General features: G+C 69.9%; 18 protein-coding genes. 7 read left to right on the top strand and 11 right to left on the bottom strand.

Annotated elements, in window-relative coordinates; genetic code table 11:
- Window positions 1-45 precede the first annotated feature (45 nt).
- Window positions 46-702 (top strand): FABP family protein, encoded by a 657-nt coding sequence (locus ACFYTQ_RS28615; RefSeq protein WP_387367680.1) that lies wholly within the window; start codon window positions 46-48, stop codon window positions 700-702.
- A 3-nt stretch (window positions 703-705) separates the two neighbouring features.
- Here the strand turns inward: ACFYTQ_RS28615 and ACFYTQ_RS28610 are convergent, their stop codons facing one another.
- The 6 genes from ACFYTQ_RS28610 to ACFYTQ_RS28585 form a co-directional block, all read right to left on the bottom strand.
- A complete protein-coding gene (locus ACFYTQ_RS28610; RefSeq protein WP_387367677.1) occupies window positions 706-1,287 on the bottom strand; it encodes a Uma2 family endonuclease in 582 nt (193 codons plus the stop codon).
- A gap of 322 nt (window positions 1,288-1,609) precedes the next feature.
- The gene (locus ACFYTQ_RS28605) at window positions 1,610-3,193 is read right to left on the bottom strand and encodes an ATP-binding cassette domain-containing protein (RefSeq protein ID WP_387367674.1); all 1,584 of its coding nucleotides are present in this window, start codon (window positions 3,191-3,193) and stop codon (window positions 1,610-1,612) included.
- Complete coding sequence (gene cydD / locus ACFYTQ_RS28600) at window positions 3,190-4,863, bottom strand: thiol reductant ABC exporter subunit CydD (RefSeq protein ID WP_387367671.1); 1,674 nt, start codon at window positions 4,861-4,863, stop codon at window positions 3,190-3,192. Before cydD ends, ACFYTQ_RS28605 begins: the two co-directional genes overlap by 4 nt.
- Window positions 4,864-4,865: 2 nt before the next feature.
- A complete protein-coding gene (gene cydB / locus ACFYTQ_RS28595) occupies window positions 4,866-5,948 on the bottom strand; it encodes a cytochrome d ubiquinol oxidase subunit II (RefSeq protein WP_387367668.1) in 1,083 nt (360 codons plus the stop codon).
- A gap of 11 nt (window positions 5,949-5,959) precedes the next feature.
- Entirely contained in the window at window positions 5,960-7,408 is a 1,449-nt protein-coding gene (locus ACFYTQ_RS28590) for a cytochrome ubiquinol oxidase subunit I (protein ID WP_387367665.1), read from the bottom strand.
- A 109-nt stretch (window positions 7,409-7,517) separates the two neighbouring features.
- Window positions 7,518-8,399, bottom strand: a complete 882-nt coding sequence (locus ACFYTQ_RS28585) for an aminodeoxychorismate lyase (protein ID WP_387367662.1) — start codon at window positions 8,397-8,399, stop codon at window positions 7,518-7,520.
- A 203-nt stretch (window positions 8,400-8,602) separates the two neighbouring features.
- Between ACFYTQ_RS28585 and ACFYTQ_RS28580 the strand changes: the two genes are divergently transcribed.
- From ACFYTQ_RS28580 to ACFYTQ_RS28565, 4 genes are all read left to right on the top strand, one after another.
- Complete coding sequence (locus ACFYTQ_RS28580) at window positions 8,603-9,718, top strand: YgfZ/GcvT domain-containing protein (RefSeq protein WP_387367659.1); 1,116 nt, start codon at window positions 8,603-8,605, stop codon at window positions 9,716-9,718.
- Complete coding sequence (locus tag ACFYTQ_RS28575) at window positions 9,715-10,392, top strand: MOSC domain-containing protein (RefSeq protein WP_387367656.1); 678 nt, start codon at window positions 9,715-9,717, stop codon at window positions 10,390-10,392. Before ACFYTQ_RS28580 ends, ACFYTQ_RS28575 begins: the two co-directional genes overlap by 4 nt.
- Window positions 10,393-10,499: 107 nt before the next feature.
- Entirely contained in the window at window positions 10,500-11,462 is a 963-nt protein-coding gene (locus ACFYTQ_RS28570) for an asparaginase (RefSeq protein WP_387367653.1), read from the top strand.
- Window positions 11,463-11,637: 175 nt separating this feature from the next.
- Entirely contained in the window at window positions 11,638-11,850 is a 213-nt protein-coding gene (locus ACFYTQ_RS28565; RefSeq protein ID WP_387367650.1) for a DUF3073 domain-containing protein, read from the top strand.
- A gap of 235 nt (window positions 11,851-12,085) precedes the next feature.
- Here the strand turns inward: ACFYTQ_RS28565 and purM are convergent, their stop codons facing one another.
- Complete coding sequence (purM, locus tag ACFYTQ_RS28560; protein ID WP_387367647.1) at window positions 12,086-13,177, bottom strand: phosphoribosylformylglycinamidine cyclo-ligase; 1,092 nt, start codon at window positions 13,175-13,177, stop codon at window positions 12,086-12,088.
- A 168-nt stretch (window positions 13,178-13,345) separates the two neighbouring features.
- Here purM and ACFYTQ_RS28555 point away from each other — a divergent pair, with 168 nt between their 5' ends.
- Both ACFYTQ_RS28555 and ACFYTQ_RS28550 read left to right on the top strand, forming a co-directional pair.
- The gene (locus tag ACFYTQ_RS28555) at window positions 13,346-14,212 is read left to right on the top strand and encodes an alpha/beta fold hydrolase (RefSeq protein WP_387367644.1); all 867 of its coding nucleotides are present in this window, start codon (window positions 13,346-13,348) and stop codon (window positions 14,210-14,212) included.
- On the top strand, window positions 14,199-14,801 hold the full coding sequence (locus ACFYTQ_RS28550) for a TetR/AcrR family transcriptional regulator (protein ID WP_387367641.1): 603 nt from the start codon (window positions 14,199-14,201) through the stop codon (window positions 14,799-14,801). The genes ACFYTQ_RS28555 and ACFYTQ_RS28550 overlap by 14 nt, the downstream gene beginning before the upstream one ends.
- A gap of 170 nt (window positions 14,802-14,971) precedes the next feature.
- On the opposite strand, the gene ACFYTQ_RS28545 is transcribed toward ACFYTQ_RS28550, so the two are convergent.
- From ACFYTQ_RS28545 to ACFYTQ_RS28530, 4 genes are all read right to left on the bottom strand, one after another.
- Window positions 14,972-16,732: an ABC transporter ATP-binding protein gene (locus tag ACFYTQ_RS28545; RefSeq protein ID WP_387367638.1), complete on the bottom strand. Its 1,761-nt coding sequence runs from the start codon at window positions 16,730-16,732 to the stop codon at window positions 14,972-14,974.
- Window positions 16,725-17,714 carry an ABC transporter permease gene (locus tag ACFYTQ_RS28540; protein WP_387367635.1) on the bottom strand — a complete coding sequence of 330 codons (990 nt, stop codon included), beginning with the start codon at window positions 17,712-17,714 and terminating at the stop codon, window positions 16,725-16,727. Before ACFYTQ_RS28540 ends, ACFYTQ_RS28545 begins: the two co-directional genes overlap by 8 nt.
- A complete protein-coding gene (locus ACFYTQ_RS28535; protein WP_387368038.1) occupies window positions 17,714-18,724 on the bottom strand; it encodes an ABC transporter permease in 1,011 nt (336 codons plus the stop codon). The genes ACFYTQ_RS28540 and ACFYTQ_RS28535 overlap by 1 nt, the downstream gene beginning before the upstream one ends.
- Before the next feature lie 86 nt (window positions 18,725-18,810).
- Window positions 18,811-20,394: an ABC transporter substrate-binding protein gene (locus tag ACFYTQ_RS28530; RefSeq protein WP_387367633.1), complete on the bottom strand. Its 1,584-nt coding sequence runs from the start codon at window positions 20,392-20,394 to the stop codon at window positions 18,811-18,813.
- Window positions 20,395-20,497 lie beyond the last annotated feature (103 nt).

Below are 20,497 nucleotides of genomic sequence, written 5' to 3'. Positions count from 1 at the left end.
CGCCTGGTTCGGGCTCTACGTCCTCTACCGGCTGTTCACCGAGTCGTGAGCGACGAACCGAGCGACAACACGACAGACGCGCATCGCAGCGGCGACCAGGCGGTCGCCGAGGCGGCCGAGCGCGCGAAATCCACTGGGGCACGCAACATTCCGCAGCTGCCCGATCTGCCCCTGCCCACCGACACCGCGAATCTGCGCCAGGGCCCGGACCTGAGTTCGTCCATGCTCGCCCTGCTGCCGCTGGTCGGCGTGTGGCGCGGCGAGGGCGAGGGCAACGACGCCGCGCGCGGCGACTACCACTTCGGTCAGCAGATCGTGGTCTCCCACGACGGCGGCGACTACCTGTCCTGGGAATCCCGGTCGTGGGTGATCGAATCCGACGGCTCCTACGGCGGCCCGGATCTGCGCGAGGCGGGTTTCTGGCGGGTCGGCATCGACGGCGACGACGAGGTGATCGAGCTGCTGCTCACGCACAGCTCCGGCATCGTCGAACTGTTCTACGGCCAGGCCCTCACCCAGTCCTCCTGGGAGCTGGCCACCGACGTGGTGATCCGCAGCCAGTCCGGCGCGGTGGTGGGCGGGGCGAAGCGCCTCTACGGCATCATCGAGGGCGGTGACCTCGGCTACGTCGAGGAGCGCGTGGAGGCCGACGGCGCTCTGAAGCCTCGCCTGTCGGCCCGCCTGCAACGCTACATCGGCTGACGCTCAGCGGGCCGCGACCCCGGCCAGTTCGATGTCCACCTCGAACGGATCGGTCAGATACAGCCGATCGTGGAAAATGCCCGTGCCCGTATAGCGATTCGCGTTCGGATCCAATTGGAACGTGTGCACCACCGCGTTCGCGCCGTCGCGTTCCACCCGCCAGTAATGCGGAATCCGCGCCTTGGCGTATTTGGCGGGTTTGGTGTCGCGGTCACGATCCTCGGAATCCGGGGACACCGCCTCGACCACGATGACCACATCGTCGGCGAGATAGTAGGACGAGGGTTCGTCGCGCTCATAGGCTTCCGCGGTCACCACCACGACATCGGGGACGGGCATCTGCCGATCGTCGAGTTTCACCGCCATCTCCCAATCGGCGCGCAGTTCCTCCGGGGCCTGCCCGTCCAGTTCCTCCTCGAGCAACAGCACCGCCCGGCTGTGCCACTTCGTCTGTGGCGCAACGAAGATCAAACTTCCGTCGATCAGCTCGGTCCGTTTGGGCAACCCCGTCAATCGCAGGAAGTGCTCGACGGTGAACCCACCCGTCGGCGGAATCAACCACTGCGGCACAGCCAGAGTCGTCATGGCCTCGAGCCTAAGGCACACGGCCGCGCGACGCGGCCCATGCCCGAATATGGAACGACCCCCGAGCCTTATCGCGGAGACCGGAATCTCGCGCGATCCCGATCGGACTCATCGGGGGCTCGGGGGTCGGGTGGCTGCCTGGGATTCGCTGTGCGCTCGCGCGAACGGGAATCCGTTGTGCAGCGGTGGCGCCTAGCTGACAGCCACCTCACGTGTCCTCGAAATACTCATTCTTCGAACCACCTCCTTTCCCGTGTACAAACGAATCTAGTCACTGCGGCGGGGCTCGGCAACGGATTTTCTCGGAGGGCGAAAAGGCAGGTCAGCGGGGGTTTGCCGGAACACGGTCGCGCACGGTGGCGCGGCCGGCGGCGTCGAGGGTGACGATCGTGTCGGCGCGGTGATCCGCCGGTAGCCGGTGGGTGACGACGACCACGGTGCGATCCGGCTCGACCAGGCCGCCGTGCTCGTCGAGGAGCGCGCGCAGCAGGTCGGCGCCGGCGGCGTCCTCGAGGTGTTCGGTCGGTTCGTCGAGCAGCAGCACGCGGGCGGGCGAGATCAGCGCGCGGGCGAGCAGGAGGCGACGGCGCTGGCCGCCGGAGACCGCGGCGGCCCCGCCGACCAGATCGGTGTGCACGCCGTCGGGGATCGAGTCCAGCCAGTCGCCGAGACCGACTGCGCGCAGGGCGGTTTCGGCCTCGGCGGTGAGGTCGGGGCGCGCGACGCGCAGGTTCTCCAGGACGGTGGTGCCGAACAGGTGGGCGTCCTCGGCGAAGAACGTGACGCCGGGGCGCGGGGTGTCGAACAGCCCTGCCCAGGTCATCAGCAGGGTCGTCTTACCCGCCCCGCTCGGGCCGACGACCGCGATCCGCCTACCGCCGGGCAGTGCGGGCAGTGCGCGCGGCGGGGGTTCGGGTGATTCGGCGTGCCGTTCCAGCGCCTCGATCCGGGCAAGTGTCGCACGGCCTTTGGTGAGCGCCTGCGCGGCGGCGGGCAGCGCGGCCACCGCCTCGAAGGCCGACAACGGCAGCAGCACCAGCACGGTCAGCGCCATCGGCGTGAGCGCGGGCGGGGCGGAACCGTTGCCGTACAACAGGATTCCTATGAGCAGCGCGCCCAGCACGCTGACCCCGATCGACAGCGGCGTCGCGGCGGCGGCCCAGGCGCTGTGCGAGGCGGCCCGGTCCTCCGCCGCGACCGCCCGCCGCCCGGCCGCCCGCGCGCGGTCCATCGCCTCGGAAAGCCGTCCGGCGACCCGCAATTCGGCCGCGTGATCGAGCACGGCGACCGCCGCCGCGGTGAACTCTCCCCGATCCGCCCGCACCGCCTCCTCGGCCTCCCCCGCGGCCCGCGCCGACAGCCACGGCGCGAAGATCCCCGCCACGGCCAGCGCGGCCGCGAGCACGAGCGCCGCCGCCGGGGAGATGGTCGCCAGCAGCCCCACCGCGCCCGCCGACACCACACCGGCCACCGCGATCGGCACCAGCGCCCGCACCACGACGACCCCGAGATCGTCGATATCGGCGCCGGTTCGGGTCAGCAGCTCCCCCCGCCGCAGCCGCGTCGGATCCTCCGCGTCCCGGGCCCGCCCGCGCCACACGTCGGCGCGGGCGAGCGTCCCGTACACCGCGGCCCGCGCGGTCGTCATCGCCCGCAGGGCCACATCGTGGGTGGCGAGCCGCTCCACGTACCGGAACACCCCGCGCGAAATCCCCAGGGCCCGAACGGCCACCACGGCCACGCTCAGATCCAGCACGGGCGGCATCTCCCACGCCCGCGCGATCAACCAGGCCGCCAACGCCGCCAACCCCAGCCCGCTGCCCAGCGCCAGCACACCCCACAGCACCGAGACGGCCACCCGCCCCGGCGACAACTCCAACAGCCGCCACATCCGCCGGAGACTCATCGCGCCACCACCCCCGCGCGCACTGGCACCGTGTGATCGGCGAGGGCCAGAATCGACGGCCGGTGCGCCACCACGACGACGGTCGCACCGGCCCGTGCCCGTGCGGTGAGCGCCGCCAGCACGGTGGCCTCGGTGTCGGCGTCGAGATGCGCGGTGGGCTCGTCCAGCAACAGCACCGGCCGATCGGCGGCCAGTACGCGGGTGAGGGCCAAGCGCTGCCGTTGCCCCAGCGACAGGCCCAGACCGCCGGTGCCGACGGGGGTGTCCCATCCGTCCGGCAGGTCCCGCAGTACGTGATCGAAACCCGTTGCGGCGCAGGCGTCTCCGAGTTTGTCGACCCGGGCCCCGTAGAGTTCGAGGTTCTCCCGCAGCGTACCCGGCATCAGCACGGGCCGTTGCGGCAGCCACGCCAGCCGTCCCCACCACCGATCGGGCTCCAGCTCCCGCACCGGGACGCCGTCCACGAGCACGCTTCCCCGATCCGGCGTCAACAACCCCAGAATCGCTTGCAGCGCGGTCGATTTGCCGCTGCCATTGGGCCCGGCGAGTACGGTCACCGCGCCGGGCCGCAGGACCGCGGACAGCCCCTCGGGCGCGAACCCGTCGCGGGACTCGACCGCCAGATCGCGAATCTCGATGTGCCCCAGGAACTCCGGCAGATCCCGAGATCCCGCCGAAAAAGCTTCCCCCGCATCGTCTTCCAGCACAGCGAACGCCCGCTCCCCCGCCGCCACCCCGTCCTGCGCCGCGTGGAACCGCTCTCCCACCGCCCGCAACGGCAGATACACCTCCGGCGCCAGGATCAACCCGACCAGCCCGGCGTACAACCCCATGTGCCCGAACACCAGTCGCATCCCGATCGACACCGCCACCAGCGCGACGCACAATGTCGCCAACAGCTCCAGCACCATGGACGACAGGAACGCCACCCGCAGCGCCGCCATCGTCCGCCGCTGCAACGCCTCCCCCAGCGCGCGCACCCGCGTCACCATGGTCGGCCCGCCGTCGCCCCCGGTCTCCCGGCCCAGCGCCCGCAGCGTCGGCATCCCCGCGAACAGATCCAGCAGTTGTTCCGACAGCCGCGTGGCGGCGCTCAGCGTCGCCGCCGCCCGCCCCTGCGTCATGAGCCCGATCAACACCATGAACAACGGGATCAGCGGCAGCGTGATCAGAATGATCACCGCGGCCGTCACATCGTGGAACGCGATGACCGCCAAGACGATCGGGGGCACCAGCACCGCCAGCAACAGCGCGGGCAGATACCCGGTGAGATAGGCCCGCAGCCCGCTCAACCCGTTCCCGACCACCACCGCCAATTCGCCCCGCCGCGAATCGAGTTCGCGCGGCGGCAGTTCCGCCCCCGCCGCCAGCACCGCGCCCTCCAGCTCGGCCACCACTCGCGCGCCCGCGCGGTGCGCGAGCCGGGACTGCCACCAGGTGGCCGCCACCCGGCCCGCCACCGCCAGCGCGAACACCGCCACGGTCCCGGACCACGCGCCCAGGCTCCGCCGCCCGGGATCGGTGATCACCCCGGCCAGCACCGACGCCAGCGCCAGCGCCGCCACCACGACGCACACCGTGATCACCAGCGAAAGCGCCACGCTCACAACGAGATACCGGCGCGCCGAGCGGGCGTACCACCACAGCCGGGGGTCGATCGGGCGAGCCATGATCAGTCCCGCACCGGCTCCGCGGCGGGGGCGGCCGCGCGGAACGGCAGCCCGGTGGGCGCGGGGATCTGCTCGGCGGTGATGCGCTTGCGGAACACCCAGTACGTCCAGCCCTGGTAGAGCACGACGACCGGGGTCAGCACCACGGCCACCCAGCTCATCACGACCAGCGTGTAGTGCGTCGAGGACGCGCTCACCGTGGCGTGCCCGTCGATCGCGCGCCCGTCCACGGTCAGCCCGTAGGCGGCATCGATGGTCGAGGGCAGCACGTGCGGGAACAGCGCGCCGAACAGCAGCGCGACCGCCGCCACCACGGTCAGCGCGGTCCCCGTGAACGCCCATCCGTCCCGGCCGCGCAGGACCGCGGCCCCGGCCAGCACCAGCCCGAACACGGCCAGTCCCAACAGGATCCACGTCCAGCCCTTGCCGTAGGCGAGCTGGGTCCACAGACCGAACGCGCCCACCACGACCACCACCGGAACCAGCAGCGTCCGGGCGATCCGATCGGCCCGCGCGCGCACCTCGCCGCCGGTCTTCAGGCCGATGAACACCGCCCCGTGCAGCGCGAACAGCAGTCCGGTCGCCGCCGCGCCCAGCAGCGCGTAGGGGCCGAACAGGTCGAACAGATTCCCCTCGATCCGCTTGTGCGCGTTCAGTTTCACCCCGTGCACGATGTTGGCGAAGGCGAGCCCCCACGCGATCGCGGGCACATAGGAGCCGAAGACGATGGCCGCGTCGCACCACGACCGCCAGCGCGGATCGTTGATCTTGCCGCGGTACTCGATGGCGACCGCCCGCACGATCAGCGCCACCAGGATCAGCAGCAGCGCCAGGTAGAACCCGGAGAACAGGCTCGCGTACCACTCGGGGAACGCCGCGAACATCGCGCCGCCGCCGACGATCAGCCACACCTCGTTGCCGTCCCACACCGGCCCGATCGTGTTGAGCACGGCCCGTTTCCGGTTCTCGTCGCCGCGACCGATCACCGGCATCAGCATGCCGACCCCGAAGTCGAAGCCCTCCAACAGGAAGTACCCGGTGAACAGCACCCCGATCAACAGGAACCAGAATTCCGGCAGACTCATCACCGCACTCCTCAGTACGCGAAGGACAGTTTCTCGACGGCGGCCTCGGCGGCCTCGGTCTCCTCGGGCGGCGTCTCCTCCGGCCCCGCGACCACGTACCGGCGCATCAGGTAGAACCACACCACCGCCAGCGCCCCGTACAGCAGCGTGAACACGATCAGCGAGAACAGCACGGTCCCCGCGGCGTTCCCGGATACGCCCTGCTGCACCGTCATTCGGATGTCGAGGTCACCGGTCGGGTTGGGCGCGACCACCCACGGCTGGCGGCCCATCTCGGTGAACACCCAGCCCGCGCTGTTGCCCAGGAACGGCGTCGGTATGGCGAGCAGGCTCAGCCACGCGAACCACCGCGCTCCCGGCACCCGGCCGCGCCGGGTCACCCAGAAGCCGAGCAGCGCGATGGCCGCCGATCCGGCCGCCCAGCCGATCATGGCCCGGAAGGTCCAGTAGGTGACGAACAGATTGGGCCGGTAGTCACCGGGCCCGTACTTCTCGTTGTAGGCGACCTGAAGGTCCTTGACGCCCTCCAGTCGCACATCGCTGAACCTGCCCTCCGCCAGCCACGACAGCACGCCCGGCACCTCGAGCACGTGGCTCACGCTGTCGCAGTTGTTGTGCGTGCCGACGGTCAGCACCGAGAAGTCGGGGTCGGTCTGGCTGTGGCACAACGATTCCGCCGAGGCCATCTTCATCGGCTGCTGTTTGAACATCAGCTTGCCCTGCACGTCGCCGGTGTAGACCAGCGCGACCCCGGCCAGCAGGATCACCCACATGCCCATCCGGGCGGCGGGCCGCCAGATCTCCCGCGCCGCACCGACATCCCCGCGCCGGACGTGACGGACCATCCACCAGCCGCCGATCCCGGCGACGAAGGTGCCCGCGGTGAGGAAGGAGCCCGCCACCACGTGCGGGAAGGCCGCCAGCGCGGTGTTGTTGGTGAGCAGTTGCCAGATGCTGTGCAGCTCCGCGCGACCGGTCTCGGGATTGAAGTGCGCGCCGACCGGATGCTGCATGAACGAGTTGGCCGCGATGATGAAGTACGCCGAGGCGTTCACCCCGATGGCCACCAACCAGATCGTCGCCAGGTGAACGAGTTTCGGCAGTCGCGTCCAGCCGAAGATCCACAGGCCGAGGAACGTCGACTCCAGGAAGAACGCCACCAGCCCCTCCATCGCCAGCGGCGCGCCGAACACGTCGCCGACGAAGCGGGAGTACTCGCTCCAGTTCATCCCGAACTGGAATTCCTGCACGATGCCGGTGACCACGCCGAGGGCGAAGTTGATCAGGAACAGCTTCCCGAAGAACTTCGTCAGCCGGTACCAACGCTCCCGCCCGGTGATCACCCAGGCGGTCTGCATCGCGGCGACCAGCGGCGCGAGGCCGATGGTGAGCGGCACGAAGATGAAGTGATAAACGGTGGTGATCCCGAACTGCCAACGCGAGACGTCGACGACGTTCATCCGGCCCTCCTGCCGTACTACGACCTGTCGTAGTAAAGGCTACGCCGGATGGAACCACGCACAACGAGTCTTGGGTCACGACACTCCGGGGGGTTTCGCCACCGGTTTGCTACGGCGTCCAGTCGCCGAGTTTCCACTCCCGGGCGACGCCGCGGTCGACGAGTTCGACGATCTCCTCGGCACAGTCCGGCGGCGACATCCGCAATCCGTCGAGCGACGCGACGCGGGCGGCGAGGGTGACACTGCCCAGCAGCCAGACGCTTTCGGCGGTAATGAGATCGGCGGTGAAGAACGATTCGTAGCGGCACTTCCACCCCGCCTTCTCCGCCTCGGCGAACAGCGCGCGCTGGGTGATGCCGGGCAGCACTCCGCTGCGGGCGGGCGGGGTGAGCAGTTCTTTGTCGCGCTGGATCACCACGGTCGATCGCGGCCCCTCCAGGACGCGATGTTCGGTGGTGGTGAAAATGACGTCGTCGGCGTCCATGCGTTCGGCGAAACGCAGGGCCGCCATATTCGTGGCATAGGACAACGTTTTCGCGCCGAACAGCAACCAGGGCGCGTTCTGGGCGAGATCGACCGAGATGCCCCGCGTCAGCGTGATCACCGAAACGCCCTCGGCGCGAGCCCGATTCACACGTTCCGGCACGGCCGCCACGAGCGCGAACGAGGTGCCGCCCGGCCCGGCGACGCCGTCGCGGCCCCGGGTCAGGACCAGGCGCAGCATTCCCTCCCGGTCGCTGCCCCATTCCTTGACCGCGGCCTCCACCGCGCCGCGCCACCGGCCGAGATCGGGTTCGGGTAAATCCAATGCCTCGGCCGATCGGCGCAGGCGGGCCAGATGCAATTCGAGCGCGTTCGCCTTACCGTCCCGCACCAGCACTGTTTCGAACACACCGTCGCCCCGCAGCACGCCGATGTCGTCCGCATGAATCGACGGCTCGTCGGGATTTCGGACCACACCGTCGAGGGTCACCAGAACTCGATCCACCATGCGAGGAAGCCTAGGCGAACGGGCCCGCTCGTGAGGGGCGACCGAACCCGCCGAATTCGGGGATCGGGAACCGAAGGAAAATCACAATTATGCGTGATACCCATCACATCTGACCGGTTGTTCGCGCATGAAGCAATCGCGCAGCAGCGGGCGCGATCGACCACCTCGGGCGCGCGACCCGACCCAGCACCTATTGTTGAGACGTGTCCGTGGTTCTTCCGCCCAGCCCGTTACTGATCGTGCCGGGGGCCGTCGCGGGCCCGCCCGACACCCCGGACGCCGCCGTCGCGTGGCACTACGGCGACCCCTTCGCCGAACAGCGGGCCGCCGCGCAGCGCGTGGCGGTGGTCGACCGTTCGCACCGATTCGTCGGTTCCATCACCGGCCGCGAGCGCCTGACCTGGCTGCACACCATCTCCAGCCAGCACATCGCCGATCTGGCCGACGGCCGCTCGGCGGAGAATCTGGATCTGGACCTCAACGGCCGGGTGCTGCACCACTTCGTGCTCACCGATCTGGACGACACGCTGTGGTTCGACACCGAGGGCGAACGCGGTCCGGACCTGCTGGACTACCTGCGCAAGATGGTCTTCTGGGCCGACGCGAATCCCGAGGCGCGACCCGAGTACGCCGTGCTGAGTCTGCTGGGCCCCGAGGTGGATTCGCTGCTCGCCGCGCTCGGCATCGCCGAACTGCCCGAGACCTACGCCGCGAGGCGCCTGCCCACCGGCGGCTTCGCGCGCCGGATGCCTTGGCCCACAAGCGAATCCCTCGACCTGGTGATCCCGCGCGCGGAACTGCCCACCTGGTGGTCCCGGCTCACCGACGCGGGCGCCGAACCCGCGGGCATGTGGGCCTACGAGGCGCTGCGGGTGGCGGCGCTGCGCCCGCGGATAGGGGTCGACACCGACGACCGGACCATCCCGCACGAGGCCAACTGGATCGGCGACGTCACCGAATACGGTGCGGTGCACCTGAACAAGGGCTGCTACCGCGGCCAGGAGACAGTCGCCCGGGTGCACAACCTCGGCAAACCGCCGCGTCGCCTGGTGCTGCTGCATCTCGACGGTTCGGCCGACGCCCGGCCCGCCCCCGGCGATCCGGTCACCGCGGACGGCCGCGCGGTGGGCCGCCTCGGCACGATCGTCGACCATTTCGAGTGGGGGCCGATCGCGCTGGCCCTCGTGAAGCGATCCGTCCCGGTGGACACCCGGCTCACCGCCGGGCCGATGGCGGCCTCCATCGATCCCGACTCCGTCCCCGCCGACGACGAGCCCCAGGCTGGCCGCGTCGCCGTCGACCGGCTGCGCGGCCGATGAGCGACCGCGCGGTGGGGCAGACCGGTCGCGTGCTCGCGGTGTGCGTCGTGCACGCCGAACGGGAGCTGCCCGCCAAGGTCAGCCGGGTCGGCCGCACCGCGATCGATAAGCGTCCGGCGCCCGGGCGGATTCGCGCGCACGCGCTCGGCCTCGCGGGCGATCACGTCTGTAACACCAAGGACCACGGCGGAATTCATCAGGCCGTCTACGCCTACGCCGACGAGGACGCGCGGCGCTGGGGCGCGGAACTGGATCGGGACCTGGCCCACGGCTGGTTCGGCGAGAACCTGCGCGTCAGCGGTCTGCCGGTGAGCGACGCGGTGGTCGGCGAGCGCTGGTCGATCGGCGACGCCCTGCTCGAGGTGAGCGCCCCGCGCGTGCCCTGCGCGACCTTCGGCCACGTCAGCGGCGAGACCCACTGGGTCAAACGATTCACCCTGCGCGCGGACACCGGCGCCTACCTGCGCGTCCTGACCGAGGGCAGCATCGGCGCGGGCGACGAGGTCCGCGTCGAGCACATCCCCGACCACGGCGTCACCGTCCGCGACGTCTTCACCGGCGCCGACCCCGACCGCCTGCGCCTGCTCCTGACCGCCGAGCCCACCATCTCCGACGACATCCGCATGCAGATCGCCCGCCACGCCCGCCGCTGGCCGGAACGGACCGACGCATGACCGACCCCGTACGACCGGCAGCCGCGGGAACGGACCGACATACGCCCGGCCCCGTACCACCGGCCACGGCCGGAACGGATCCCAACCTCGGTGGGGCGGACGGGCGGATGAGCGTGGACCTCGTGGAGGTCGTGCGCTCCGGCTTCCGCGAGTGCGTGCATCGTGGGTCGGTGGTGATCCTGGGGGCCGACGGCGAACCCACGCTCACACTCGGCGCGGTGCACTCGCCCATCTTCCCGCGTTCGACCAATAAGCCGATGCAGGCGATCGCCTTGGTGCGCAACGGTTTTCGGCCCGTCGACGACGCCGAGCTGGCCATCGCCACCGCCTCGCACTTCGGCGAACCCGACCATGTGCGCCTGGTGCGGCGGCTGCTCGACCGCTTCGGCCACACCGAGGATCAGCTCGAGTGCCCGCCCGACCTGCCCTCCGACGAGGTGGCCCGGGCGGCCGCCCTGGCCGGATCCGACCGCGCCGCCGCGGCCCGCCGGATCTATATGAACTGCTCGGGCAAACACGCCGCCATGCTCGCCACCTGCGCGATCAACGGCTGGCCCCGGCGGGGTTACCTGGACCCGGCCCACCCGCTGCAACGCGCGGTGACCGCCACCATCGTCGAACTCACCGGCGAACCGGAGACCGATCTGGGCATCGACGGCTGCGGTCTGCCGATCGTGCCGGTGTCGCTGGTGAATCTGGCCCGCGCGTACGCCGGATTCGCCACCGCCGCTCCCGAATCCCCGCAACGCCGGGTCGCCGACGCCATCCGCGCGCATCCGCGAGTGATTTCCGGCACGGACGGACCCGATCTGCTGACCATGACCGCCACTCCCGGACTGGTGTGCAAGATCGGCGCCGACGGGGTGCACGCGGGCGCGCTGCCGGACGGCCGGGCCTTCGCCTACAAGATCGACGACGGGCACGACCGCGCGCGGATGCCCTTGACGCAGGCGATTCTCCAGCGGATGGGCGTCGAATGGACCGCGGCGCACGCGGATTTGGCGGCCCCGCCCGTGCTCGGCGGCGGTGCCAGGGTGGGTGTGATTCGGGCGATTCCCGGCGTATTCTGAGGCTCGCGCGGCAGAGGCGACAACCGGGCAAACTCGGCCAGTTCCCGAGTCATCCCCCACTCCTGGAAGCGCGACCGCCGGACACACGCTAAAGTGTCTGTCAGGAAGAGTATTAATTCGAACGGGGCCGCCAAACCACCCCAGGCCGCCCCGCAGTGACGCGAGGGGGTCAGCCATGGGCCGTGGCCGGGCTAAGGCAAAGCAGACCAAGGTCGCCCGCGAGCTCAAGTACAGCTCGCCGACGACCGACTTCGCGAGCCTTCAGCGCGAGCTCTCGGGACACTCCCGCGACAAGCAGCGCGGTGGAGTGCTTTCCGACGAGCACGACGCGGACGACGCGCAGTCGCGCTGGGAGGAAGACGACTACGACGACGATTGGCGCCGCTGACCCGGATCGATATGCGAAGGGGGAGGCCTGAGATGGCCTCCCCCTTCGCACGTCGATGTGAATCCGGCGCCCTCGCCTCCGCGAGTCCCGATCCGCATAGCTGAAGGTTCGCCCGCATCCGTTTCGGCGTCTGCTGCGCATACCGGCCGCCGCCTCGACGAGCGTCGTATCACCGTGTGCCCGAACGGTTTTCGCGGCCCCCGCTCCCGGGAACCGCGAAAACCGAGGGTCCGGCTCAGAACCGGGGGTGCTCGCCCACCAGCGACACGCGCTCCCCGTCGGCGTCCCGCGACTTCTTCACCGTGCCCAGGGTCCAGCATTCGATGTGCCGCGCGGTCAGCACCGCGAGGGCGCGATCGGAATCCTCCGGCGCGACCACGGCCACCATGCCGACGCCCATGTTGAAGGTCTTCTCCATCTCGGCCCGGTCGACCCGGCCGCGCTGGGCGATCATCTTGAACACCGGCGCGGGATTCCAGGTGCCGCGATCCAGTTCGGCGACCAGCCCCGCGGGCAGCACCCGGGCCAGGTTGGCGGCCAGCCCGCCGCCGGTGACATGGGCGAAGGTCCGCACATCGGTCTCCGCGACCAGGGCCAGGCAGTCCTTGGCGTAGATCCGGGTGGGTTCGAGCAGTTCCTCGCCGAGCGTGCGGCCGAACTCCTCGACGTGCCCGGCGAGCGACATCCGGTCGATCTCCAGCAACACCCTGCGGGCCAGGCTGTAGCCGTTGGAGTGCAGCCCGGACGAACCCATGGCGATCACCACGTCGCCCGGCCGCACCCGATCGGGTCCGAGCACGGCGTCGGCCTCGACCACGCCCACCCCGGTCGCGGAGATGTCGTAGTCGTCGGCGCCCATCAGCCCCGGATGTTCGGCCGTCTCGCCGCCGAGCAGGGCGCACCCCGCCTGCACACAGCCCTCGGCGATCCCGGCCACGATCTGCGCGACGCGCTCGGGCACGACCTTGCCGACCGCGATGTAGTCCTGCAGGAACAGCGGTTCCGCGCCGCAGACCACGAGATCGTCGACGACCATGGCGACCAGATCCAGGCCGACCGTGTCGTGCTTGTCCATCGCCTGCGCGACCGCGATCTTGGTGCCGACCCCGTCGGTCGAGGCGGCCAGCAGCGGTTCGCGATAGCCACCCTTGAGCGCGAACAGTCCGGCGAATCCGCCGAGTCCGCCCTGCACCTCGGGCCGGGTGGCCTTGCGCGCCAGGGGCGCGAACAGCTCGACCGCGCGGTCGCCGGCCTCGATATCCACGCCGGCCGCGGCGTACGAGGCGCCACCAACCGGGCTGTCCACACTCGGGGTCTGCTCAGTCATTTTCGGGGAAAGCTCCAAACCGAATCGGCGGATAGATGCCTGATCACGCTACCGGAGACGGATAACGAGACTGCACCTGTCCAGCCCGGCGAACGAAAACGGTTGACATACATTCGGAATGTATGTGAGTCTGGGCTCGTCCCCACCCCTCAATTCCCGGAGGACATCATGGGAATCAGCCCCGAACTCGGCCCGGCCCACCAGGTGGAGCTGCCCGGCGGCCGCGTCAACTATCACGAGACCGGTTCCGGCGCACCGGTCGTCTTCGTGCACGGCCTGCTGGTCAACGCCGATCTGTGGCGCAAGGTGGTGCCCGGCGTGGCCGCGGCGGGCCATCGCTGCCTCGCCCCGGATCTGCCGTTCGGCTCGCATTCGATCCCGATGCCGGACGCCGATCTCACCCCGACCGGGGCCGCGGATCTGCTCGCCGCGTTCCTGGAGCGGCTCGATCTGCGCGAGGTCACCCTCGTCGCCAACGACACCGGCGGCGCGATCACGCAGATCATGCTGACCCGCAACCGAACTCGCGTCGGCCGGGTGGTGCTCACCGACTGCGACGCCTACGACGAGTTCCTGCCCATGCCGTTCAAGCCGCTGCCGCTGCTCGCGGCCGTGCCGGGCGTGGTCACCCTCGCCACCGTCGCGATGCGGCTGCGGGCGCTGCAACGCTCGCCGCTCGGATTCGGCCTGGTGGCAAAGCGTCCCGTCGCCCCGGAGATCGTCGACTCCTATCTGCGGCCCAGCCGCGAGTCCGCCGCGATCCGCGCGGATCTGCGCCGGTTCCTGCGCGGGATCCACAAGCGCTACACCCTCGCCGCCGCCGAGCGGTTCCCCACCCTGGACCTGCCGGTGCTGCTGGCGTGGGCGCGCGAGGACAAGGCGTTCAAGGTGTCGTTCGCCGAACGGCTGGCCGCCGATCTGCCCCGCGCCGAACTGCGGTTGATCGACGATTCCTACACCTTCATCGCCGAGGACCAGCCGGAGTTGCTGACCGAGTTGATCGTGGAGTTCACTCGGCTGCATGCCGCGACGTAGTCAGGAGGACCGTTCCCGCACCACCCGCGCCGCCCTCGAGCAGGCCGGTCGCCGGTTGTTCGCCGAACGCGGGTACGCCGGGGTGTCGGCCGCGGAGATCGTCGCCGCGGCCGGGGTCACCCGGGGCGCGCTGCAACACCACTACGGCGACAAACGCGGCCTGTTCGTGGCCGTGCTCGAACAGCTCGAGGCCGACAACACCGCCGAGATCACCAGGGCGGTGGCCGAATTGCCCGACCCGGCCGATCTGCGGGCCGCGATGGCCGCGGGGCTGCGCGCCTTCCTCACCCTGTGCCGCCGCCCGGAGACGCTGCGCATCGCCATGTCCGACGGCCCGGCCGTGCTCGGCTGGCAGGGCTGGCGCGAACTCGAGAGCCGCCACGGCCTCGGCCTGATCACCGGGATGCTCGAGGAGGCCGACCGGGCGGGCCTGATCGCGCACGCCCCGGTCCGGGTGCTGGCCCAGCTCATTCTCAGCGCGGTCACCGAGGCGGGCATGATCATCGCCCACGCCGAGGATCCCGAGACCGCCGCGCTCCAGACCGAGCAATCGGTGTTGCTGCTGCTGAGCGGCGTGCTGCGGGGCTGACCCGGATACGGCGAACACCCGGTCGACGGCGTCCGGCACCGGCCGTCGGACCGGGTGTTCCCCGGGACCGGTCGTGCCGGGCACACCGGGAAGTTCGTTCGGGGCGAACTCCCCGGCGGCACAACCGGTTCGGTCCCCCGCCATGACGGCGGCGGAGGTCTGCGGGCAGGTTACCCGCTGTGGTCGCTCGCGAACATGGCGGCCGTGGCCGCCCGGCGCCGCCGCTGTTCCACCGGATCGGGCACGGGGACCGCCGCCACGAGCCGCTGCGTGTACTCCTCGGTCGGGTCGCGCAGGATCTCGTCGCGGGTGCCCTGCTCGACCACGGAACCGTTGCGCAGCACCGCGATCCGCCCGGCCAGCTGATCCACCACGGCCAGATCGTGACTGATGAACAGGCACGCCCACCCGTGTTCCCGCTGCAACCGCGCGAACAGCTCGAGCACCGTCGCCTGCACCGAGACGTCCAGGGCGCTGGTCGGCTCGTCCGCGATGAGCAGATCGGGATCCAGGATCAGCGCCCGCGCCAGGCTCGCCCGCTGCCGCTGCCCGCCCGAAAGTTCGTGCGGGTAGCGGTTTTCCGAACCCGCGGGCAGTTGCACGTCGTCGAGCAGCCGCCGCACCCGGGCACGCAGCTCCGCGCCCTTGGCGGTGCGATGCACCAGCAGCGGCTCGGCCACGCACTGCCCCACGGTCATTCGCGGATTGAGCGAGGTCGCCGGATCCTGGAACACGACGCCGAGCCGTCGGCGCACCGGCCGCAGCCGGCGCTCCGACAGCCCGGTCAACTCCTGCCCGAGAACGGTGATCCGCCCGGCGGACGCGCGTTGCAAACCGGCCACGCAGCGCCCGATCGTGGACTTGCCCGATCCGGATTCGCCCACCAGACCGAGGGTTTCGCCGCGCCGGATCTCGAGGTCGACGCCGTCGACGGCCCGGAAGGCCGCCCGGCCCAGCGCGCCCGGGAACTCGACCACCAGATCCGAGACCGCGAGGACCACCTCGGCGTCCGCGGTCACCGCCGGATTCTCGGCGGCGGGCCGTTCGGCCGTGATCGCGGAGATCCCCGTCTCCGGTTGCGGCGCGACGGGAGACATCGGTCCGTCGGTCGGGCGCAGCCCCGCCCCCAGATGCGGTACCGCGGCCAGCAGATCGCGGGTGTACTGCTCGGCCGGATGCGCGAAAAGGTCGTCCACCGATGCGGTTTCGACCACCCGCCCGGCGCGCATCACGACCACCCGATCGGCGAGGTCGGCGACCACGCCCATATTGTGGGTGATGAGCACGATGGCCGCGCCCAGCCGGTCGCGCAGATCCCGCAGCAGTTCCAGGATCTCGGCCTGCACGGTCACGTCCAGGGCGGTCGTCGGTTCGTCGGCGATGATCACCTTCGGCTCGCACGCGATGGCGATGGCGATCATGACGCGCTGCTTCTGCCCGCCCGACAGCTGATGCGGGTAGAAGTCCACCCGCTGCTCCGGATCGGGCAGCCCGACCAGCCGCAGCAACTCGACCGCCCGCGCCTTGGCCGCGGACCGGCTCAGCTCGCGATGCGCCCGCAGCGCCTCGCCGATCTGGAAACCGACGGTGAACAGCGGATCCAGCGCCGCGCCCGGCTCCTGGAACACCATCGAGATCGCGCCGCCGCGCAGGGCGGTCAGCTGCTTGTCCGACATCGAGGTGATGGTGTCGGAGCCGACCGTCACCAGCCCGCGCACCCGCGCCGTCTCGGGCAGCAGGCCCAGCGCCGTGCGCGAGCTGACCGACTTCCCCGAGCCGGACTCGCCGACCACGGCCAGCACCTCGCCGGGGAAGACCTCGTAGGACACGTCGGAGACCGCGTGCACGGCCCCGGCGTCGGTCGCGAACGTCACCGACAGCGACCGCACGGTCAGCGCCGGATCCCGCCGCGGCGCAACGGTTTCAGTCATCCGAACCCTCCTCGGCGGCGGGCGCGGCGACCCCGCGGCGGGTGCGCAGCAGCGGATTGAGCACCTCGTTGAGGCTCTCCCCGACCAGGGTCATGCCCAGCACCACCAGCACGATGGCCACGCCCGGGAACACCCCGGTCCACCAGATCCCGTTCGACACGTCGGCCAGCGCCTTGTTCAGGTCGTACCCCCACTCCGACGCCTGGGTGGGCTCGATGCCGTAGCCGAGGAACCCCAGGGCCGCCAGCGTCAGGATCGCCTCCGAGCCGTTGAGGGTGATGATCACCGGCAGCGACTGGGTGACGTTGGGGAAGATGTGCCGGAACAGGATTCGCCCGATCGGCGCCCCGGTGACCCGCGCGGCGTCGACGTACGGTTCGGTCTTCACCGCGACCGTCGCGTTGCGCACCACCCGGAAGTACTGCGGCACATAGATGACCGTGATCGCCACGGCCGCCGACAGCACCCCGCCGAAACTCGACGACTGGCCGCCCGCCACCACGATCGAGACCACGATGGCCAGCAACAGCGTCGGGAAGGCGTACATGGCGTCCATGAACAACACCAGCACCCGGTCCACCCAGCGCCCGACGTAGCCGGACAGCAGACCCAGCGGCACGCCGACGATCAGCGACAGCACCAGCGATATCGCGATGACCCACAACGCCGTTCGCGCCCCGTACACCACGCGGGAGAACACGTCCTCCCCGCGCACCGAGGTGCCGAACCAGTGCTGCGCCGAGGGCGCCTGCTGCCGCGCGAAATCCGTTCCGTGATCGGAGATCTGGGCGAAGTCGTACGGCGCGATTAGCGGCGCGAACACCGCCACGAGCACGAACAACCCGACCAGCCCGAGTCCGAAGATCAGCGTGGCCCGCTGCAATCCGGAGGTCATGGTGAACAGCCGCAGGCCCGGCAGCCCCCGGCGCGGCACCGGCGGGACGAGCGCCGGTTCGGCGGCGATCAGTTCGGGGGCGGTCATCAGAACCTCACCCGCGGATCGATCAGCGCCACCAGCACGTCCACCACGAAACTCATGACCGCGACCACCAGCGCGAGGAACGCCACGATCCCCTGCACCGCGACGAAGTCGCGGGCCTGGAGATACTGCGCGAGCTGATACCCCAGACCCTTCCACTCGAAGGTGATCTCGGTCAGCACCGCGCCGCCCAGCATCATCGCGATCTGCATCCCCATCACGGTCACGATCGGAATCATCGCGTTGCGAAAGGCGTGCCGCCCCACCACGATTCGCTCGCTCAGCCCGCGGGCCCGCGCGGCGTCGACGAAATCGCTGCGCAGGGTCTGGATCAGATTGATCCGCACCAGCCGCAGGAACACCCCCGCGGTCAGCAGGCCCAGCGCGACGGCGGGCAGGATCGCGTGTTTCACCACGTCCCACAGGTAGCCGCCGTCGCCGTAGAGGATCGCGTCGATCACCAGGATGTTGGTCTTGGGCGAGACGTGCTGCAACGCCAACTCCACACCGGTGCTGGCCCGCCCGGCCACCGGCAGCCAGCCCAGTTGCACCGCGAAGACCAGCTTGAGCAGCAACCCCACGAAGAACACGGGCGCCGCGTACACCAGGATCGCGAACAGCCGCAGCCCCACGTCGGCGGCCTTGTCCCGCCGCCGGGCCGCGTACCGGCCCAGCGGCACCCCGACGAGGAAGGCCACCAGCAGCCCCCACACCACCAGCTCCAGCGTGGCCGCGCCGTAGCTGACGATGATGTCGCCGAGGGCCCGATTGTCCTGGGAGCGACCGAAATCCCCGCGAGCCAGCCCCGAGATGTAGTCCCAGTACTGGCTCAGGATGGGCCGGTTGAATCCGGCCGCCTCCTTGCGGGCCTCGATCTGATCCGGTGGCAGCCGCCCGCCCAGCGCGGCGCTGATGGGATCGCCCACCACCCGCATCAGGAAGAACACGATCGTCACCAGGATCCACGCCGTCGGCACGATCAGCAGCAGCCGCACGCCCAGGTAGCGGACCAGGGCGCCGTAGCGGGAACCGTTGCGCGCCAAACCTTTCCGTGGAGCGGGAGCCGGGGTGGGCGGCTCCTGCTCGACCGCCGCCGTACTCACTTGCTCAGCACGCCGTAGCGGAACTTGGTCGACGGATCGAGGGTCGAGTCGACGCCCTGCACGCTCTTGGTCGCGACCGCGATCTGCTTACCCGACAGCAGCGGCAGCGTCGGAATGTGCTTCTCGGCCAGGTCCCGCTGGATCTGCTGGATCTGCGCGACCCGCTTGTCCTTGTCCGGCTGGGTCACCTCGGCGGCGAGCGCGGCGGTGATCGCGGGATCCTCGAAGTGGTTCTGCAGGAAGTTGTTCGGCGCGAAGAACGGGGTCAGGTAGTCGTCGGAATCCGGGTAGTCCGGGAACCAGCCCATCTGGAACACCGGATAGCCGTCGCGGGCGCGTTCCTTCTGATAGGACACCCACTCGGTGGACTGCAAGTTGATCTTGAACAGCCCGGTCGCCTCGAGCTGGGTCTTCACCGCCGCGTACTCCTCGGAGCTGGAGGAGCCGTAGTGATCCGGGTTGTACTGGAGGTTGATCTGCACCGGCGTCGCCACGCCCGCGTCGGCGAGGAACTTGGCGGCCTTCGCCTTGTCGGGCTTGGCCCCGTAGAGGTCCTTGAACGCTTCGGTCGCGCCCGGGAAGCCCTGCGGCACAAAGGAATACGCAGGAGTGTAGGTGTTCTTGTACACCTGGGTGGACAGCGCGTCGCGATCGACGCTCGACGCCATGGCCTTGCGGACGGCCAGCTTCTGCTCGGGGGTGTTGCCCGGCATGGTGTTGAAGTTGAACACGATGTAGCGCAGCTCGCCGCCGAGGCCCTCGTGGATGGTGACCTTGTCGCTGTTGCGCAGCGACTCCATATCGGTCGGGGTCAGGCTGCGGTAGGCGACATCGATGGTGCCGTTCTGGATGTCCAGTTTGAGGTTGTCGCTGGACGCGTAGTAATTGGCGGTCACGGTGCTCGTCTTCGGCTTGCCGAGCAGCCCGTTGTAGTCCGGATTCGCCTGGTACTGAACGAGTTTGTTCTTGTCGTAACTCGAGATGGTGTACGGCCCGGAGAACGGCTTGCCCGCCACGATCGCGGTGTCGTCCATGATCTTGTCGGCGGGGAAGACCTTCTCGTCCACGATGGGCCCGGCCTGGGTGGGCAGGATCGCGGGGAAGGTCTGATCGTTGGCGGCCTTGAGGGTGAAGGCCACCGTGCTGTCGTTCACGATGTCGGTCTTGTCCAGATTGCCGAGCAGCGCGGCCGGGCCGTTGGGATCGTTGATCTTCAACATCCGGTCGAAGGAGAACTTGACGCTGCGCGCGGTGAGCGGATCGCCGTTGGCGAACTTCAGCCCCGGCTTCAGCGTGCAGGTGTAGACGGTCGGCGTGGTAAATTCGCACTTGTCGGCGGCATCGGGCTTGGGCGTGGTGTCACCGGGGGCGAAGTTCATCAGATGCTGGTAGACCTGCGTCTCCGGCACATACGAACCCTGGTCGTACGCGGCGGCGGGGTCCAGGGAGAAGATCTTGTCGGTCGTCCCGATGACCAGTCCCTTGTCGCCGCCGTCCCCGGTGCGCCCGGAACCGCATCCCGTCAACGCCACCAGGGTGAGACTCGCAACCCCTACCAACGCAAGGCATTTGCTTCGCATGACTGTCCCAACTTCTCGCATCGCGACGCGCGCGGCCCGGATCGCGGGCCGCACGCGTCAGCGGTGAACTTCGATATGGCGGGGACAGTACCGCCACGGCGTT

Origin of the sequence: Nocardia sp. NPDC004068 (assembly GCF_042874315.1) — a bacterium.
Taxonomy (GTDB): Bacteria; Actinomycetota; Actinomycetes; order Mycobacteriales; family Mycobacteriaceae; genus Nocardia.
This window is presented reverse-complemented; position numbering and strand designations above follow the sequence as displayed.

Coding starts and splice junctions, on each gene's coding strand:
- ACFYTQ_RS28610 (WP_387367677.1), bottom strand. CDS start 1,287: ATGACGACTCTGGCTGTGCCGCAGTGGTTGATTCCGCCGACGGGTGGG.
- ACFYTQ_RS28605 (WP_387367674.1), bottom strand. CDS start 3,193: ATGAGTCTCCGGCGGATGTGGCGGCTGTTGGAGTTGTCGCCGGGGCGG.
- cydD (WP_387367671.1), bottom strand. CDS start 4,863: ATGGCTCGCCCGATCGACCCCCGGCTGTGGTGGTACGCCCGCTCGGCG.
- cydB (WP_387367668.1), bottom strand. CDS start 5,948: ATGAGTCTGCCGGAATTCTGGTTCCTGTTGATCGGGGTGCTGTTCACC.
- ACFYTQ_RS28590 (WP_387367665.1), bottom strand. CDS start 7,408: ATGAACGTCGTCGACGTCTCGCGTTGGCAGTTCGGGATCACCACCGTT.
- ACFYTQ_RS28585 (WP_387367662.1), bottom strand. CDS start 8,399: ATGGTGGATCGAGTTCTGGTGACCCTCGACGGTGTGGTCCGAAATCCC.
- ACFYTQ_RS28575 (WP_387367656.1), top strand. CDS start 9,715: ATGAGCGACCGCGCGGTGGGGCAGACCGGTCGCGTGCTCGCGGTGTGC.
- ACFYTQ_RS28570 (WP_387367653.1), top strand. CDS start 10,500: ATGAGCGTGGACCTCGTGGAGGTCGTGCGCTCCGGCTTCCGCGAGTGC.
- ACFYTQ_RS28565 (WP_387367650.1), top strand. CDS start 11,638: ATGGGCCGTGGCCGGGCTAAGGCAAAGCAGACCAAGGTCGCCCGCGAG.
- purM (WP_387367647.1), bottom strand. CDS start 13,177: ATGACTGAGCAGACCCCGAGTGTGGACAGCCCGGTTGGTGGCGCCTCG.
- ACFYTQ_RS28555 (WP_387367644.1), top strand. CDS start 13,346: ATGGGAATCAGCCCCGAACTCGGCCCGGCCCACCAGGTGGAGCTGCCC.
- ACFYTQ_RS28550 (WP_387367641.1), top strand. CDS start 14,199: ATGCCGCGACGTAGTCAGGAGGACCGTTCCCGCACCACCCGCGCCGCC.
- ACFYTQ_RS28545 (WP_387367638.1), bottom strand. CDS start 16,732: ATGACTGAAACCGTTGCGCCGCGGCGGGATCCGGCGCTGACCGTGCGG.
- ACFYTQ_RS28540 (WP_387367635.1), bottom strand. CDS start 17,714: ATGACCGCCCCCGAACTGATCGCCGCCGAACCGGCGCTCGTCCCGCCG.
- ACFYTQ_RS28530 (WP_387367633.1), bottom strand. CDS start 20,394: ATGCGAAGCAAATGCCTTGCGTTGGTAGGGGTTGCGAGTCTCACCCTG.